We start from the raw sequence: 15,194 nt of genomic DNA on the forward strand, positions 1-15,194 counted from the left end.
CACCATATGCGAACATGTATTCGTATTAAATATTATATACCGAACACGTATTCGTTATGCAAGTGAATTTCATGGAATGAACAGAACATTTTTTGGGGCTTCCTGCGCTTCGATGCATAGATTTCTATATTCTTTACAAATTCTTAACTTTATCTATATAATCAAATAATTATATAATAATAAACAAATGGAAGGGGTTGATTATCGTGAAGAAACCTGTACGTATTTACTTCTTGTGCATTCAAAACCGCTGTAGAAGTCAAATTGCTGAAGCATTCGCCAAACATTACGGGAAAGAGAATGTCATTGCTGAAAGTGCTGGACTAGAAGCGAGTGAAATACATCCCCTGACTATAGCGGTTATGAAAGAAGTCGGCATTGATATCTCAGATCATGCTTCCAAAAAGATTGATATGAAGACCTTTTTAGCCTCCAATGTCATTGTTAAATTGTGCGAGAATTTAATTGAACGTTGTCCTGTTGTTCCTTTTGGGATCACGAATGTACAATGGAATATCCTAGATCCTTTAGTACATAGTGATGGAGACATTGAAGAACTGCACAAAACAAGGGATGAAATTGAGAAAAAAGTTATCGATCTGCTAAAAGGCATGAATGTAACATTGTAAGGAGGCTAATGATGATTGAAATTGAAAATATGGTCGATACTTTAAAATTAGTTGGTGATAAATGCAGACTATCTATCCTTCTATTGCTACAAGAAAGAGACCTATGTGTATGCGAATTTGTAGAAATATTGCAGACCAGTCAGCCAAATATTAGCCAGCATATGCGCAAATTAAAAGATGGCGGTCTCGTTAAAGAAACAAAAAAAGGTCAGTGGGTGTACTATTCACTTGCTACCCAAGATAAGCCTTTCCTAACCGAATTATTCAAGTACCTCCCTTCCCAAAAAGATAAAGTAGAGAAGCTAACCTGTGAAGATTCAAATTGCTGTGATTAAGGGGATAATTGAATGTTAAAAAAGAAGTTGATTGCTGAGTTTATTGGTACTTATTTTTTAATTTTTGCAGGTCCAGGAGCGATGGTTATTGACGATATCACGAAAAGCATCTCCCATGTTGGTGTCGCAATTACTTTTGGACTTGTCGTTATGGCTCTGATTTATACGTTTGGACATATTTCAGGCGCTCATTTTAATCCTGCTGTCACTATTGGCTTTTTGGTTAGAGGAGATATCTCTTTGCGAGACAGCATCTTTTATATTGTCATACAATTTGCAGGGGCGCTTTTTGCAAGTTTTACAACGTTGCTTCTTTTTGGCAATGTCGCCAACTTGGGGGCAACTCTTCCCAGCTTTTCGGAAGGGCAATCCTTCATTCTGGAATTCATTTTAACCTTTGTTCTAATGATGGTTATTTTGGGTTCTGCTGTACATGGTAAAGCAATTAAAGAATTTGCTGGTGTTGCTATTGGAGGTACCGTTGGTCTAATGGCTATGTTTGCAGGTCCGATTTGCGGAGCTTCCATGAACCCAGCACGTTCCCTTGGACCCGCTATAGTTTCAGGTGCAACACAACACTTATGGTTATACCTAGTTGCAACAGTTCTTGGAGCTGTCTTTGCTTCACTAGTTTATAAAACAATACAGGAATAAGGAGATGTTCGAATATGGACAAAAAATTAGTATATTTTCTTTGCACAGGTAACTCTTGTCGTAGCCAAATCGCAGACGGATTTTTAAAAGCACTAGGTAGTGACAAATATGAAGTTAAAAGTGCAGGACTAGAAGCACACGGTTTGAATCCACGTGCTGTTGCAACAATGAAAGAAGCAAGAATCGATATCTCGAACAATACATCTGACGTGATTGACACTGAGATTTTAGGCCGCGCTGATTACATTATTACGTTGTGCGGTCATGCTGACGAACACTGCCCTGTTGTACGTAACGATAAGGCTGAAAGATGGCATTGGGGATTTGATGACCCTGCAAAAGCAACCGGAACAGAAGAAGAAATTACAGCTAAATTCAGTGAAGTACGTGATTCCATTAAGAGCCGGATTGAGCAATTCTTGAAGGAAGGCAAGTAATATGATCAAAAGAATGCACGTTGCGATTAACTGTTCAGACCTTCAAAAGTCGCTTGATTTTTATCGAGCTTTCTTTGGTGCGGAACCTTCTAAAGTAAAAGACAATTACGCTAAATTCGAGTTAGACAATCCATCCCTTCACTTCTCTTTAAATGTACGCCCTTTTGAGAAAAAAGGCGTCCTCAATCATTTGGGATTTCAAGTGGATAACACCGAAGAGGTTCTGGCTATGGGTGAGCGTTTGAGACAAAGCGGGCTTCTTCTCATCGATGAAATGAATACGACTTGCTGTTATGCGGTTCAAGATAAAGTATGGGTTTATGACCCAGATGGAAACGCATGGGAAATATTCTACACAAAAGAAGATTCTGAATTTGAATCTGCTGGAGATTTGCAGGATATGTCTTTATGTTGCGCTCCTCCATCCGCGCCCTCCGCACCTGTAACGATTGAATTCACATCTTTTAAGAAAAAATAAGGAGTTCGTTCATTATGCAGAAAAAACTATCAGGCATTAGTCGAAGATAAAATTTATTTGGGCGGAGCTTCTGACGTCGAGGATATGGTTATTAATGAAGGCGTTGAACTAATAGTTGATTTGCGTGGAGAAGCTACCGAGTGTGCCTATCCTGCAGGCAACGTAGAATGGCTCCGAGTCCCCCTAGGAGATAATGCAGAGGGACCACAGGACCAACTATTCCAACAAGCCATTAATCACGTTGTAGAGGCTTATAAAGACGGTAAAAAGGTTGGGTTCCATTGCGGTGGTGGAAAAGGTCGCACTGGCGCCGTGGCCATTGGCACGTTGTTAGCCTTAGGTAAGAGCCAAACTATCGAAGAAGCTGAGAAATTAGCGCAAAGCATTCGCCCTGTTGTTAGTATTAAGCAACCCCAGCGTGAGGCATTAGAGAAATTATTTAACAAATGATCTAAATTGATTTGGCCCCCCGGCAAATAATTTTGCTAGGGGGCCTATAATATTTTAAAGAACATAAAAATTTCTCGAGAAAGTGCATCCATTTGCAAATTCGTACGTCTCTGTAATAAAACAATTCTGGAGGGAAGAGTATGAACACCGAGGAAGTATGGAGATCATTTTACAGTCCTTTGCGGAATTTCATTATTAAACGGGTAAAAAGTGAGCACGATGCTGATGACATTTTACAGAATGTTTTTATGAAAATACACGCTAATTTAGATACTCTAAAGGACGATCAGAAACTGCAATCTTGGATCTATCAAATTACGCGAAATAGCATCATTGATTATTACAGAAGAGAGCAATTCCAACCGAAGGTTGAATTACCAATAGATGTACCTTTAGTGGAAACTGAGGATCTAAATGAGGCTATTAAGGAAATAGCCTCTTGTATCAGACCAATGGTGGGGCAGCTCTCAGATAATTATAAGCATGCCCTTGAACTAACCGAGTTAGGCGACTACACTCAAAAACAACTAAGTGAGCAACTAGGTATTTCTTTTTCCGGGGCAAAATCTAGAGTGCAGCGCGGCAGGGAGAAGTTAAAAGAGCTCTTGCTTAATTGTTGTAATTTTGAATTTGACCGGTTAGGTAATATCATTGATTACACTTCTCGAAATAATAACAAAACAAAATGTAGCACATCCGATTGCCAATGGCTGCCGCGATCAAGACAGCATGATATTCATAGCCGTTGGCTGTTGCCCAGGACATTTGACGTAAAACGGAACCCACAATTATCTTTTACGATAGAGTGGATAAGGAACCGTCGTTGGAACCTTGATGAGAATCAGCCGCATTATCTCTTCGTCCGAGTTCGTAATTGCTACCTCTGTCTCTGATTCAGTAGCAGCAAGGATGAAATCTTTATGATGGAACTGTACAGGTTGCTTCGATGTACCTGACTCACCCCATGTTCCCTGCCCGCGTATGACTAAAGCCGTTAATGAATAACCGGCATCAATCTTATGTTGATAATGGGCGCCGCTATTTATTTCAACATCCCACATTTCAATATCAGTAACCAATTGTACGGGAGCATCTGTACCAATTACCGTTTTCACTTTATACCCTGCTGCATGGCTTACTTGTGGAAATTCTTCATGCTCATACTGGCGATAGGTTGGCTTTCTCCGAACCGCTTCCGTCAATTCAGGTTCAAACCAAATTTGAAAAAGCTCCGCATCGGCACTTATTTTTTCTTGATGACTAACACCAGAGCCTGTTTGCATGACCTGCGCCCCGCCTGCACCCACTGTGCTGTCAGTACCCAAGGTATCCCCGTGAAAGGCACTGCCTTTTACCACATAAGTCATAATCTCAAAGCCTTGATGAGGATGCAGGCCGATCATGGCTTCGGCACTTGAAGTGGCCCATGCCCAATAAAATAAGGGGCCCACTCGCTTGATAACCGATCCTTCACCTGGAAAGCCAATCGGCTTTTGTTCTTTGATTTTCCCACCGTCAAATTCACCAATTCCCTGCATGGCAGGTGTGTACACTCGTGCTTGCATATTGAACAACCTCCTAAATTTTAATTTTATCTCATGCGTCCAGCCTACCCCTCCAGCACTCCTTTTCCCAATTTCTTGAGCAGTTCAATCGCCACTTGCTGCTCCTCTTGCGTAACAGCCTTCATTAAAGAATGGATTTTAGCGGCATGTTCGGGAAAGATCCGATTAAACAATTCATTTCCAGCGTCCGTAATTTCAGCATAGATCACCCTACGGTCTTCATGTGAAGGCACGCGTCTTAGAAGATCTTTTTTTTCCAATTTGTCGATATTGTAAGTGATACTGCCGCTTGTAATTAATATTTTCTCTCCAATTTGCTGCAGAGGAATTTTCCCCTTCGCATATAACACTTCAAGAATCATAAATTCTGAAGGTGACAAACCGTATTGTTTCGCATCCTTTATAGCTTGCTCCGTGATCGCTTTGTAAGCCTTGGAAAGAACAACAAACAGCTTAAGGGAAGTCTCGTGAGCATCATCTAATGGAATAGGCATAAAAATCACCTCCCGAAAATATCTTTGATTAAAATATCTTTAATTTAAGATAAATATATACCTTGAACCTATTATTGTCAACATGTATGAGGAAAATACTTAGCACGTTCCTCACCGGTGTGCTTCCCAACTAAAATAAACACGAAGGAACAGGAACTGTTCCAATTTCGTCGAACCCTAATAAAGAATAACTTCTTTAGGGAGCAAACGAGATGAATGATGAGAAGCACCTGATGATCATAAAAAAATATAAAAATCAGATTATTGCGAAGTGGATTCGTGAGTTCATTCATAGTTATCCTGAATATAACAGAAAAGTTCTGAAAAAAGATGCGGATGTCTTCTATAAATTCATGTCAGACCTTCATATTCCCGCGGCAGAGCATTCTACCTTCCTAGCGATCCCTGAGTCCCAAAAGCTGTTTTTGATGAGAAATGTTTCAATTAGCCATGTTGTGCATAGCGGTCAACTGTGGATTGATGCCATATTATGGTTCATTCAAGAAAACCCTAGAGGAAAAACGATTCCCATGAGTCTGACTAGGAAAATCATTGCTCGGGTCAGCTTATATGAAAGACATTTTCTCCATCAATACAATACCGTTACCAAAGAGCTGCTGTCGGGGCAAGAAAAGACGATCACGGAGCTGCATGAAGCTCGCCTGACGATTATCGGGAAGATGGCGGCAAGCATGGCGCATGAAATCAGAAATCCACTGACAGCCATACTTGGTTTTTTAAAAATCTTACGCAACCAAATATCGATTCAGAATTACCAAAAAATCAACTCCTATCTGGATACGATTGAAAGTGAACTTCTGAGCATTCAAATGCAGATCGCAGGATTCCTCAGTTTTTCAAAAAAGGATACCATCGAGGAAAGATTTGATGAGGTGTCTTCTACATCTATCATCGACAACGTCCTAGCATTGATTTCGCCTAGATTGGTAAACGATAATATTGAGTTAATTTTTCAGCAAGGGGAAGACATTAAGCTCGAGGTTCAAAAAATTGCCATTCAACAGGTTCTTTCAAATATTCTGAATAATAGCTTAGACGCTTTGTCAGAAAAGGAAGGCGAGAAAAGTTTAATGATCGCTTCCAGGCTGGAAGAAGATGAATTCTTAATTATCATTTCCAACAATGGACCTGAAATCCCCCCTGAGATAAAAGACTCCCTATTCATTCCTTTTGTGACAAACAAAAAAGATGGCACCGGTCTTGGACTAGCCATATGTAAGCAAATTATGACCAAAAATAATGGAGACGTCACGTTTGATTCTAGTCCGAATGAAACGTCATTTCGCTTAAGTTTCAAACAAAGGTGAGATCGACTTTTGCTAATATAGATTAAATTGACCATTCGTCAAAAAAAGAATGGAATCGACATCACATTTGGTTCGACCAACCCATGTTATTCATGTATTCTTTCACTTACAATTTATTAGAACGGCAATTTCTCTTAAATTGAAGGAGGGCTATTATGAAGCGTAAGTGGACAACCCTGGTCGTATCCAGCATCTTGGCTGTCTCAACAGTAATGGGTGGCGGCATATCTGCAATGGCTTCATCGAAGAGCAGCACAGGTGGAACAACAGTTTCAGCCAAAACCTATGTAATCGCATTCTCGAACCAGCTTCCGACTGGTTATGCTGCAATGATTCAAGCGGCAGGCGGGCAAGTTGTTCGGGCCATTCCTGAGATTGGAGGATTGGAGGTACGTTCGTCCAGCACCGAATTTATGACCAAGCTGCAGGCATTCAAAGATATCGCTGCTGCCAACGTTCAGATGGTACATAAGCTAAGCGATGGTACCGTAGATCCCTCCGCAGCTGACGGTCAACCAGTTACAGATATTCCCCAGCCGGAAGCAACGAGCAGCTACTGGGATTATCAGTGGGACATTAAGAAAGTGACGAATGACGGAGCTTCGTTTGCGATTGAAACCGGCGGCACAGGCGGCACACATAAGGCCGTTGTTGGCGTTATCGATAGCGGTATTGATGCCAATCATCCCGACTTAAAAGCTAATTTCCTCGGAGGCATGAACTTTGTACCCGCAGGAACAGATACCAGCGAAACCGGTGATCCTAACGATCTACTGGACCGCGAAGGACACGGAACGCATGTGGCTGGATCGATTGCCGGGAACGGTAAAGTAAGAGGGGTCGGCCCAAATCTTGGCATTCGCTCCTACCGCGTATTCCCCGGCGGACAAGGTGCGCCTACGGCCTGGATTGTAGCTGCTATCATTCAGGCGGCGAACGATAAGGTTGACGTCATTAACATGTCGATCGGCGGATTTGACTCCCAAAAGTATTATGTAGATGGAACCAAATATTCGGATGTTGCTGACATTTTGCTTTGGAAACGTGCCATTCAATATGCTGTGAACCATAATGTAACGGTGGTAACGGCAGCTGGTAATGAAGGCCTCAACCTACGCGATAACAAAGCGATGACCGCTTATCTAAACGCTACCTACGGTTCCCCTGGCGTCGTATTTAAAGGGAAAACAACAGAAACACCTGGCCAAATCAATGGTGTCATCAATGTTTCATCCTCGAACAAGTGGTCGACGAACAGTATCGCATTTTACTCCAATTATGGGTTAAATCAAATCGATGTAGCCGCACCAGGCGGCGACAACGGGCCCGTATATGCTGCAACTCTGGATTTGAACCAACGGGATTTCCATTATCGCGCGCTAAGCACATGGCCTACTTATTTGCCTTCGTACTTCACTTCTAACCTGCATAGCTACGCGCTGCTCCACGGTACATCCATGGCAGCTCCGAAAGTGGCTGGTATTGCAGGCGTCATTAAAGCGGCTCATCCGGAGCTGAAGCCTGCTCAAGTAGCTGCGTTAATTGAAAAAACAGCAAACGATTACGGCCAAACCGGCAATGATGCTTTATACGGCGCAGGTGAAGCGAATGTTTTCAATGCTCTAGTCAAATAAGTTCATGATCAAACAAGCCCAGTGCCAAAAACGGCACTGGGCTTGTTTGATCTCATTCATACCTTAAGTATAACTCCCTACTCAATACCAACTTGTAAATACAGAAGAAGTCCCATAAGCTAACGGAATTGCGGCACCGACCATCAGTACAGGTCCCCACCAGGTGAAGAAAGAGATCCCCATGCATAGGCTGATTAAGATCAACGCCGGCATCACAAGGATAGGAATTGCAGTTTGGAGAGCTTGATGTTTAGCTGTGTCCTGTATTGGAAAAAGAGTCAAAAACGGAGCTGTTAATTCATCTTTACAAAATGATTTTCTCCAAAATACCAATAGGCATGCAGCAACGATCCAGACTGTAATTTTAAGGGCGCCCGGCAAAATAAACATAGCTCCACTGATCACAGCGACGAACTGTATCGTTTGCTTCCACTGTGTACCATTTCTAAAAAAGGATTTCGTTAATAAATCAGCGATTCCGTTGCTGGCACCTTTCCCTTTGAACAAGCGCTGCGATTTCCCGAATAAAAGGGGATACTTCCGTGTCGGTTTCCTTTTCCGCTCGATAACACGAATTAACATCAGAGAGACAATACGCATCCGTGCATCTCTTTCTCTGGCGATATCAGCGAAGAAAGCCCCTTTCTCTTCCAGCCGTATTCTGCTTAAGAAAACAACCAGCACTAGTAAAAGAAGAATAGCCGTCCAACTATAGTAAGAGTTATGACTAACCTTCGTAACTAACACTTGATACAAGAAGAATAGACCTCCAAAAACCACAATCCGCAACAACCATAGCACAATGCCATATAAACGAAGTGCAAGCAATTGGCGAAGCAAACCTAAGTTAATTTTCAGCAAATAGGTAAGCAGCCATAAACAAATAACTTGTAACACGCTATAGGAATACGATTGAACTAATAAAGGAAGAAATACGAGCATCAATATTAACGTCGTGATTCCCTGCAGCACAAGAGAGTATCTATAGCCGAGCAGCATGAGATGCCGAAACCATTTTTGGTTCTGACGGAGGAAAAGTTGATCCCCCTCCTCAACAAAGTATCGAATGGTTCCAAGCCAAGAGAATACATAGAAGACCATGGTAACTAAAAACATCGATATCCAACTAAACCAAGAAGGCTGAGTCGCCCACCAAGAGTAATATTGATAACCAGCCACAATCATCAGTGGAATGACAAAATAAATCGCAATAACCCAATCCACAGCCATTCGCAAAGCCCGATACTGGAAATGCCAATCCGAACGCACTCTTCGTGTGAAAACCTGAAAGCTGCTCTTCAACCCATTGTCCCCCTTCATAGTAAGGAATGGAAGCAGTCGAACAATGGCGCTTCAGGCATGCCGCATTGCTGCCTAATATCCTGCAGTGTTCCATTTGCTACCAATCTGCCACCTGAAAGAAGTACAAACGAACTACAAATTCGTTCTGCTGTATCTAACACATGGGTACTCATCAAAATACCTGCACCGCGTTTGCGTTCCTCATCCAACATCCCTAAGAAATCTTTAATCGCTTTCGGGTCCAATCCTATGAAAGGCTCGTCTACAATATACACATCTGGTTTATTCAAAAAGCCGAGGATTAGCATAATTTTCTGCTGCATCCCTTTGGAAAATTTCCCAGGCAGTTGATGCTTTTCATCCAATAGTCGGAACCGATGCAAGAGATCATCTGCACGCTCTAGGAAAACCGTTCGATCCAGATCGTAGACAGAAGCTGCAAATTCCATATGCTCCCACAACGTCAACTCATCATACAGAATCGGATGCTCCGGAATGTAACCATAGGTTTTTCGTTCACCCATAAAGGAGATTTTACCCTTAAAATCCTTCAATAAACCAAGGATGCTCTTAATTGTCGTGCTCTTCCCAGCTCCATTTGGGCCTAATAGACCCACCAGTTCACCTTGTCGAACATCAAAGTGAACATTTTTAACAATATCTGGCACCTCATCATAACCAGCCTGATCGATATGTACTTCTAATACAGCTAATCGTTCTTCTGACATTCTCGGTCACGATCCCTTCTATCCCCATCATATATCACGGATCTACACATTTCCAATATCATATATTGGATTGATTTACGGAATATGAATGTCGGGGCTATACACCAAATCCAAACCTGATGTTAAAATAAAGGAAATGGTTCTTTAGTCCTGGGAGGTTATTATGTTTTCCTTTGTCCGTCTGCTCTGTTTCTCTTTCCTTCAGTACAAACTGCAGACTACACTTCTGCTTGCCGCTCTCCTTGTAGAGCTGGCCTTCGAAACGTTCATGCCGCTCAGCTACAAATTCATTATTGATTTGGCCATCGTTCCGCAGCAGTATAACCTGCTTCTACTTATTCTTTCATTGATGGTTTCAGGCGCTCTAGCATCCGTCGTGGTGGGTATGTACCGCGATCGCATGTTCGCAAGTCTCGGCTCCCGCATCGTGACGAATTACTATAAGCAGCTTTTTGAGAAGCTGCAGAGCCTTTCTACCGACTTCTTCCATCGAATGGGCGGTGGCGACATCGTTTCTAGGTTCAATAATGATCTCATTTCCATCGATACGTTTATTAAGCTGATCCCCTACGCGCTTTTATCTATACTAGGGCTTATTTTGAATGTAGCGGTGCTATTCGTCCTGCAATGGCAGCTTGCGCTGCTTGCGGTGATTGGACTGCCGCTCTGTTTGATCGGTCCGAAATTATTCGGTCAGAAGGCTTATGATGCCAGTTATCAGTTAAAAGAAGAGCAGGCCAGTATTGCCACAACCGTACAGGAAAATGTGAGTGCTCAACCGGTCATTAAAGCGTTCGGGCTTCAGCCGTTAATGATTGGACGCTTTGCCGACCGTATGTTGCAATACGGGAAGTTATCAACCCGATCCAGCTTTTTAAATTTCCTGATCGACCGTACGACCAATTTGGGCACGATGATTTTGAACTTGATGACGATTTGCGTGGGATCGGTGCTTGCTTACTATGGCATCCTCTCTATCGGTTCGCTGCTCGCCTTCAGCGCGATTCTACTGAGCCTGAGCTACTTGGTTGCGGCGATAACCTGGCTTGCCCCTCAATTTATCGAGGCGACATCCGGTATGCAGCGGGTCCGTGAGCTGCTCGATGAGCAGCCGAGCGTTCCCAGCAACGAACAAGCCGATCATCTGCCGCATTTTGAACGCGACATTGAATTTCGCAACGTCACGTTCGCTTATAGCCCGGAGCAGCGCAGTTTGAACGGCATCAGCCTGACGATTCCCAAAGGCACCTTTGCTGCATTTGTTGGAGCCAGCGGCTCCGGCAAAAGCACGATCATTAACTTGCTGATGCGCTTCTATGATCCGCAGATGGGCTCCGTGCGCTACGATGGAACCGACATCCGTCAAATTGCGCTGCCATCGCTCCGTTCTCAAATCGGCATCGTGTTTCAAGAAAGCTTCCTCTTCCGATCCTCCATACGTGAAAATATACGCCTCGGCAAGCCCGAAGCTAGTGACGAGGAAGTGATGGAGGCAGCACGCTTAGCCGAAATTCACGATTTCATCGTGAGCCTTCCAGATGGGTACGATACAGATGTCGGCGAGCGTGGTGGACGACTATCCGGCGGTCAGCGGCAGCGCGTCGCGATCGCCCGTGCCATCATTCGGGGCCCGGCCATTCTTATCCTGGATGAAGCGACCTCGGCGCTTGACCCGTCCACAGAGGCGGCGATCAACAAGACGTTACAACAAATAACGGCTGCTAGAACCGTCATATCCGTGACCCACCGTCTCGCATCGGCCGAGCATGCCGATTGTATCTATGTGCTGAATCAAGGCGAAATTGCCGAGCAAGGCAGTCATCAGGAATTACTCAAGCTGCCGGAAGGACGTTATAAGCAATCGTGGACGAAGCAGACTGGCTTCGACATTAGCGAGGACGGCTATCACGTGGAGGTTAGTTCGGGGCGGCTGAAGCTGTTTCCGATTTTTTCAGAAATGGATGAATCGCTATTACGAGATATATCCCACTTTTTCGTTACGGAATCCTATGCCAAAGAGCGAACGATCATCCACGAAGGGGATCTGGGGGATAAGTTTTACATTATTGTGAGGGGCAAGGTCGAAGTGTTGAAAAAGAACAGCACCGGAACCAATGATCGGCTTGCCGTCCTGTCCGACGGCGATTTCTTTGGGGAAGTGGCGTTACTTCGCAACATTCCCCGTACTGCTACAATTCACACACTAACACCCGTCGTCTTTATCACGCTGCAGCGTGAATTTTTCCAAGACTTAATGAAGCGTGCTCCTCATTTGACAACATTCTTGGAATCACGGTCAAAATGAATGGCTCGAATGGAATCCACCAATCGCTGCTCTTTCGCAGCGATTTCTACTTTATCTTGAAATTCCGGCCTTATGAGATGCGCCAGTGGCTGTACGACCTCATAATAGTGCTGGAAAGCGTCTAACGCCTGAGCATCCCAGACATCAGCGTAGTGTTGCAAATCGCCGGGCATCACTCGCGTTCGGTCGGTCCCTTCCTCCGGGAAGCATTCAAAGGGTTCATCCACATTCAGCGAGCCGTAATCATCCGTTAATTGCTCCCCAGGATGAATGTCACGGACCGCGATTTCAATCTCGTACGCCGTTCCAATACAGTTAGCATGGAAGCTGTGATTCACGTAGCGACCATTATCCCAACAAAGAATGTACTTCCCGTCCTGATTGCGGTAGGAGTACTTTAGAACTAGCTTCTTCCTATCTTCCTCGAGCGTCTGTACCGCTTCCGGCTCCAGAATTTGATCCAAATCATCAAGCGCCCAAGTAATCGTCCCTTTGGGAATGAGCCTGGTAGCGAAAACCCCGAAACCGATCTTGTCATCAATGTATCGCAGTTCCGTATGCGGATGCATCATGTTTGTACACTCCTTGTCGAAAATGGGCGGTATTTGTCTTTTTATATTATATTATCGATTAACACGTCAATTCCTTCTTTTCCCAAGTAATTCATGATTCAAAAATCTCAAGAAGGTTCCGGTTCCCGATAAGCATCGACAAGGAACGCTGCGTGATCTTTGATGCTCTCGCGCAACGATTGTGGCTGTAACACGCGTGCGTACCGCCCCCAACTGAGTACCCATTGCAGAATATCTTGTTCATTTCGACAATGCAGCGTCGCAAGGACGTCGTCCTCTCGTTCTTCCAAATTTGTTAAATAGAAAGAGGGATTTTCTCGAACCCAAGGAAGTGCCTCTTTCGCGAACGATACGGTCACTTCTACTAGAAAGTTTTGTTCTGGCTCATACTCGCTCATCCGAAATTCGGAGGGACGCTCAAAGTTGCTTGTCAACAGAGTAACAGACTCCATACGTTCCAAACGAAATTGACGCAGTTCATTGCGCATGGTGCAATGACCTACAAAGTACCAGATTCCTCTCAGATGAACGAGTCCGTAAGGATGAGCGTTTCGTGCACACGAGGGTTCTTCGGATGCATAAGGGGAAGATCGGCGGCTTCTATACGTAAAAGAGAGCTCACGTTGTTCCAAAACGGCTCTGCGTACAAGCCCTAATATTTCTTGATCGGATTCCGTGATGTTCGGGGCATGAAAAGCTTCGTCCAAGTTCAGAAGATGAATACTGTCACGCAGCTGTTGAACCTGTATCCGTTGCTTTTCAGGCATAATTGCCTCTATTTTCTCTTGTGCTGCATGCGCAACTTCAGCATATGTGCTGTCAAAAGTATTGGCTACATAGTCGCTTCCGAGTAACAGCATAGACGCCTCTAGAGCCGTAAATTGAATTGGAGGTAAAAAGAACCCTTCCATGAGCTCATACCCAATACCTGGTGTTGAGCGGAGTGGTATGCCTGATATCGAGAGGGCCTCCATATCACGGTACACCGTACGGACGCTCGTTTCGAAGCGCCTTGCCAAATCTTCGGCACGCACTACCCCTTTTCTCTGTAGTTCCAGAAGAATCGCAAGCATACGATCAGAACGTTTCATGAAAAAACCTCCGTCTTGCTCCTGACAATACGTTGTCAAGAGCAGGTTGTTATAATGAACATATTCTCACTTCAAGTAGGAGAATCCTACATCAGAAAAGGAGAAATATCTCAAGACAATCAAAATTGGCACCGTTGGCCCGAGAATTTACAGCTGACTAACCATAAAAAGAGGAGCAATTAAAATGTGGAAATTCGAACACAGCGTTACAACCGATGCGAAGGCGGAAACCATTTGGGATCTCTACAGCAACATCGACACATGGAAAGAATGGGATGAATTTGTTCACGTTGAACTATTTGATGAATTTAAAGAAGGAACAAAAGGCACATTACAGCCGAAAGGGCGGGATGCGCTGGCATACATGATCGTGGAAGTAAAGCCTTTACGGTCTTTTTCAGACATAACGCATATGCCTGCAGCTGGCATCAGTATTAGTTTCTCACATGACATCGATTCGAAAGAAAATGGTACGAGGGTAACTCACACGATGACCATTACCGGTCCAAATGCTGAAACTTTAGGGCCACAAATCGGAGGAGAAATTTCACAACGTATCCCTCATACGGCCCAATCACTTGTCCGGTTGGCCAGAAAAATTGAACTCGAGGCTGTGTGATGGATATGGAAAATAATAATCTTCGTTATTGGATCGGAGTCGTCTCTAAATCGCACGTCATGAGAGGAGTAAAAGGCGGCTTTGCACAATTATGTCACGGAAAAGCCGCTCCCTTAAAGCGAATGAGACAGGGAGATTGGCTAATCTATTACTCCCCAAAAACGGATTTAAACGGCGGTGAACCTTTACAAGCATTTACAGCAATTGGACAAGTGAGAGATGACAAAGTGTACGAGTATCCTATGAGTGAATCCTTCATTCCATATCGGCGCAACATAGATTATTATGAGTGTACTGACGCTCCCGCCCATTCCCTCTTGGAGAGAATGAGTTTCACCAAGGGAAACCGAAATTGGGGATATCGCTTTCGCATGGGACACTTTGAAATTGATCTCATGGATTTCACAATTATTTCAGAGGCTATGAGAAAGCAATGAGTTTTCTACAATTGAATGCTCAAATGAATAAAGTGGGATCCCTTATTAAAATAATGGATTCCACTTTTGTGTTTAGAGTTTATCCCTCATACTTGCAAACAAAAAAGGCCCCTCGGGGGCCTTTCTGTTAATAATT

At 43.8% G+C, this 15,194-nt stretch carries 18 protein-coding genes; 12 read left to right on the forward strand and 6 right to left on the reverse strand.

Translation table 11 applies throughout. The features are described from left to right. The first annotated feature begins 206 nt into the window (after positions 1-206). From GC102_RS12150 to sigZ, 7 genes are all read left to right on the forward strand, one after another. Positions 207-629, forward strand: a complete 423-nt coding sequence (locus GC102_RS12150; RefSeq protein WP_171689773.1) for an arsenate reductase ArsC — start codon at positions 207-209, stop codon at positions 627-629. 11 nt (positions 630-640) lie between these two features. Next, the gene (locus GC102_RS12155; RefSeq protein WP_029198553.1) at positions 641-964 is read left to right on the forward strand and encodes an ArsR/SmtB family transcription factor; all 324 of its coding nucleotides are present in this window, start codon (positions 641-643) and stop codon (positions 962-964) included. Positions 965-976: 12 nt separating this feature from the next. Beyond that, positions 977-1,618 (forward strand): MIP/aquaporin family protein, encoded by a 642-nt coding sequence (locus GC102_RS12160; protein ID WP_171689774.1) that lies wholly within the window; start codon positions 977-979, stop codon positions 1,616-1,618. A gap of 14 nt (positions 1,619-1,632) precedes the next feature. After that, positions 1,633-2,055 (forward strand): arsenate reductase (thioredoxin), encoded by a 423-nt coding sequence (gene arsC, locus GC102_RS12165; protein ID WP_171689775.1) that lies wholly within the window; start codon positions 1,633-1,635, stop codon positions 2,053-2,055. A gap of 1 nt (position 2,056) precedes the next feature. Then, positions 2,057-2,533, forward strand: a complete 477-nt coding sequence (locus tag GC102_RS12170; RefSeq protein ID WP_171689776.1) for an ArsI/CadI family heavy metal resistance metalloenzyme — start codon at positions 2,057-2,059, stop codon at positions 2,531-2,533. 57 nt (positions 2,534-2,590) lie between these two features. Continuing rightward, the gene (locus GC102_RS12175) at positions 2,591-2,983 is read left to right on the forward strand and encodes a protein-tyrosine phosphatase family protein (RefSeq protein ID WP_246320879.1); all 393 of its coding nucleotides are present in this window, start codon (positions 2,591-2,593) and stop codon (positions 2,981-2,983) included. A 140-nt stretch (positions 2,984-3,123) separates the two neighbouring features. Next, positions 3,124-3,876: an RNA polymerase sigma factor SigZ gene (gene sigZ, locus GC102_RS12180; protein ID WP_246320880.1), complete on the forward strand. Its 753-nt coding sequence runs from the start codon at positions 3,124-3,126 to the stop codon at positions 3,874-3,876. On the opposite strand, the gene GC102_RS12185 is transcribed toward sigZ, so the two are convergent. Both GC102_RS12185 and GC102_RS12190 read right to left on the reverse strand, forming a co-directional pair. Then, positions 3,772-4,548 (reverse strand): pirin family protein, encoded by a 777-nt coding sequence (locus tag GC102_RS12185; RefSeq protein ID WP_171689777.1) that lies wholly within the window; start codon positions 4,546-4,548, stop codon positions 3,772-3,774. The two genes, sigZ and GC102_RS12185, sit on opposite strands and share 105 nt — an antisense overlap. Positions 4,549-4,592: 44 nt before the next feature. Further along, positions 4,593-5,042: a MarR family winged helix-turn-helix transcriptional regulator gene (locus GC102_RS12190; protein WP_171689778.1), complete on the reverse strand. Its 450-nt coding sequence runs from the start codon at positions 5,040-5,042 to the stop codon at positions 4,593-4,595. A 212-nt stretch (positions 5,043-5,254) separates the two neighbouring features. On the opposite strand from GC102_RS12190, the gene GC102_RS12195 reads away from it, so the two are divergent. Together GC102_RS12195 and GC102_RS12200 are read left to right on the forward strand one after the other, a co-directional pair. Further along, positions 5,255-6,370: a sensor histidine kinase gene (locus tag GC102_RS12195; RefSeq protein WP_171689779.1), complete on the forward strand. Its 1,116-nt coding sequence runs from the start codon at positions 5,255-5,257 to the stop codon at positions 6,368-6,370. Between the two features lie 155 nt (positions 6,371-6,525). Next, a complete protein-coding gene (locus tag GC102_RS12200) occupies positions 6,526-8,004 on the forward strand; it encodes a S8 family serine peptidase (RefSeq protein ID WP_171689780.1) in 1,479 nt (492 codons plus the stop codon). An 81-nt stretch (positions 8,005-8,085) separates the two neighbouring features. Here the strand turns inward: GC102_RS12200 and GC102_RS12205 are convergent, their stop codons facing one another. Both GC102_RS12205 and GC102_RS12210 read right to left on the reverse strand, forming a co-directional pair. After that, on the reverse strand, positions 8,086-9,306 hold the full coding sequence (locus tag GC102_RS12205) for an ABC transporter permease (protein ID WP_171689781.1): 1,221 nt from the start codon (positions 9,304-9,306) through the stop codon (positions 8,086-8,088). A gap of 14 nt (positions 9,307-9,320) precedes the next feature. Beyond that, positions 9,321-10,034, reverse strand: coding sequence for an ABC transporter ATP-binding protein (locus tag GC102_RS12210; protein ID WP_171689782.1), 714 nt, complete (start codon positions 10,032-10,034; stop codon positions 9,321-9,323). A gap of 163 nt (positions 10,035-10,197) precedes the next feature. Between GC102_RS12210 and GC102_RS12215 the strand changes: the two genes are divergently transcribed. After that, a complete protein-coding gene (locus GC102_RS12215; protein ID WP_171689783.1) occupies positions 10,198-12,339 on the forward strand; it encodes an ATP-binding cassette domain-containing protein in 2,142 nt (713 codons plus the stop codon). Here GC102_RS12215 and GC102_RS12220 read toward each other — a convergent pair. Beyond that, positions 12,303-12,911: an SET domain-containing protein gene (locus GC102_RS12220; protein ID WP_171689784.1), complete on the reverse strand. Its 609-nt coding sequence runs from the start codon at positions 12,909-12,911 to the stop codon at positions 12,303-12,305. The genes GC102_RS12215 and GC102_RS12220 overlap by 37 nt on opposite strands. A gap of 107 nt (positions 12,912-13,018) precedes the next feature. After that, on the reverse strand, positions 13,019-14,002 hold the full coding sequence (locus GC102_RS12225; protein WP_171689785.1) for a helix-turn-helix transcriptional regulator: 984 nt from the start codon (positions 14,000-14,002) through the stop codon (positions 13,019-13,021). A 184-nt stretch (positions 14,003-14,186) separates the two neighbouring features. Between GC102_RS12225 and GC102_RS12230 the strand changes: the two genes are divergently transcribed. Next, positions 14,187-14,621 carry an SRPBCC family protein gene (locus tag GC102_RS12230; protein WP_171689786.1) on the forward strand — a complete coding sequence of 145 codons (435 nt, stop codon included), beginning with the start codon at positions 14,187-14,189 and terminating at the stop codon, positions 14,619-14,621. Further along, on the forward strand, positions 14,621-15,058 hold the full coding sequence (locus GC102_RS12235) for an EVE domain-containing protein (RefSeq protein WP_246320881.1): 438 nt from the start codon (positions 14,621-14,623) through the stop codon (positions 15,056-15,058). Before GC102_RS12230 ends, GC102_RS12235 begins: the two co-directional genes overlap by 1 nt. Positions 15,059-15,194: the final 136 nt, after the last annotated feature.

Origin of the sequence: Paenibacillus germinis (assembly GCF_013141785.1) — a bacterium.
Classification (GTDB): domain Bacteria; phylum Bacillota; class Bacilli; order Paenibacillales; family NBRC-103111; genus Paenibacillus_E; species Paenibacillus_E phytorum.

Coding starts and splice junctions, on each gene's coding strand:
- GC102_RS12200 (WP_171689780.1), top strand. CDS start 6,526: ATGAAGCGTAAGTGGACAACCCTGGTCGTATCCAGCATCTTGGCTGTC.
- arsC (WP_171689775.1), top strand. CDS start 1,633: ATGGACAAAAAATTAGTATATTTTCTTTGCACAGGTAACTCTTGTCGT.
- GC102_RS12210 (WP_171689782.1), bottom strand. CDS start 10,034: ATGTCAGAAGAACGATTAGCTGTATTAGAAGTACATATCGATCAGGCT.
- GC102_RS12225 (WP_171689785.1), bottom strand. CDS start 14,002: ATGAAACGTTCTGATCGTATGCTTGCGATTCTTCTGGAACTACAGAGA.
- GC102_RS12195 (WP_171689779.1), top strand. CDS start 5,255: ATGAATGATGAGAAGCACCTGATGATCATAAAAAAATATAAAAATCAG.
- sigZ (WP_246320880.1), top strand. CDS start 3,124: ATGAACACCGAGGAAGTATGGAGATCATTTTACAGTCCTTTGCGGAAT.
- GC102_RS12155 (WP_029198553.1), top strand. CDS start 641: ATGATTGAAATTGAAAATATGGTCGATACTTTAAAATTAGTTGGTGAT.
- GC102_RS12160 (WP_171689774.1), top strand. CDS start 977: ATGTTAAAAAAGAAGTTGATTGCTGAGTTTATTGGTACTTATTTTTTA.
- GC102_RS12230 (WP_171689786.1), top strand. CDS start 14,187: ATGTGGAAATTCGAACACAGCGTTACAACCGATGCGAAGGCGGAAACC.
- GC102_RS12190 (WP_171689778.1), bottom strand. CDS start 5,042: ATGCCTATTCCATTAGATGATGCTCACGAGACTTCCCTTAAGCTGTTT.
- GC102_RS12235 (WP_246320881.1), top strand. CDS start 14,621: ATGGATATGGAAAATAATAATCTTCGTTATTGGATCGGAGTCGTCTCT.
- GC102_RS12220 (WP_171689784.1), bottom strand. CDS start 12,911: ATGATGCATCCGCATACGGAACTGCGATACATTGATGACAAGATCGGT.
- GC102_RS12170 (WP_171689776.1), top strand. CDS start 2,057: ATGATCAAAAGAATGCACGTTGCGATTAACTGTTCAGACCTTCAAAAG.
- GC102_RS12185 (WP_171689777.1), bottom strand. CDS start 4,548: ATGCAAGCACGAGTGTACACACCTGCCATGCAGGGAATTGGTGAATTT.
- GC102_RS12215 (WP_171689783.1), top strand. CDS start 10,198: ATGTTTTCCTTTGTCCGTCTGCTCTGTTTCTCTTTCCTTCAGTACAAA.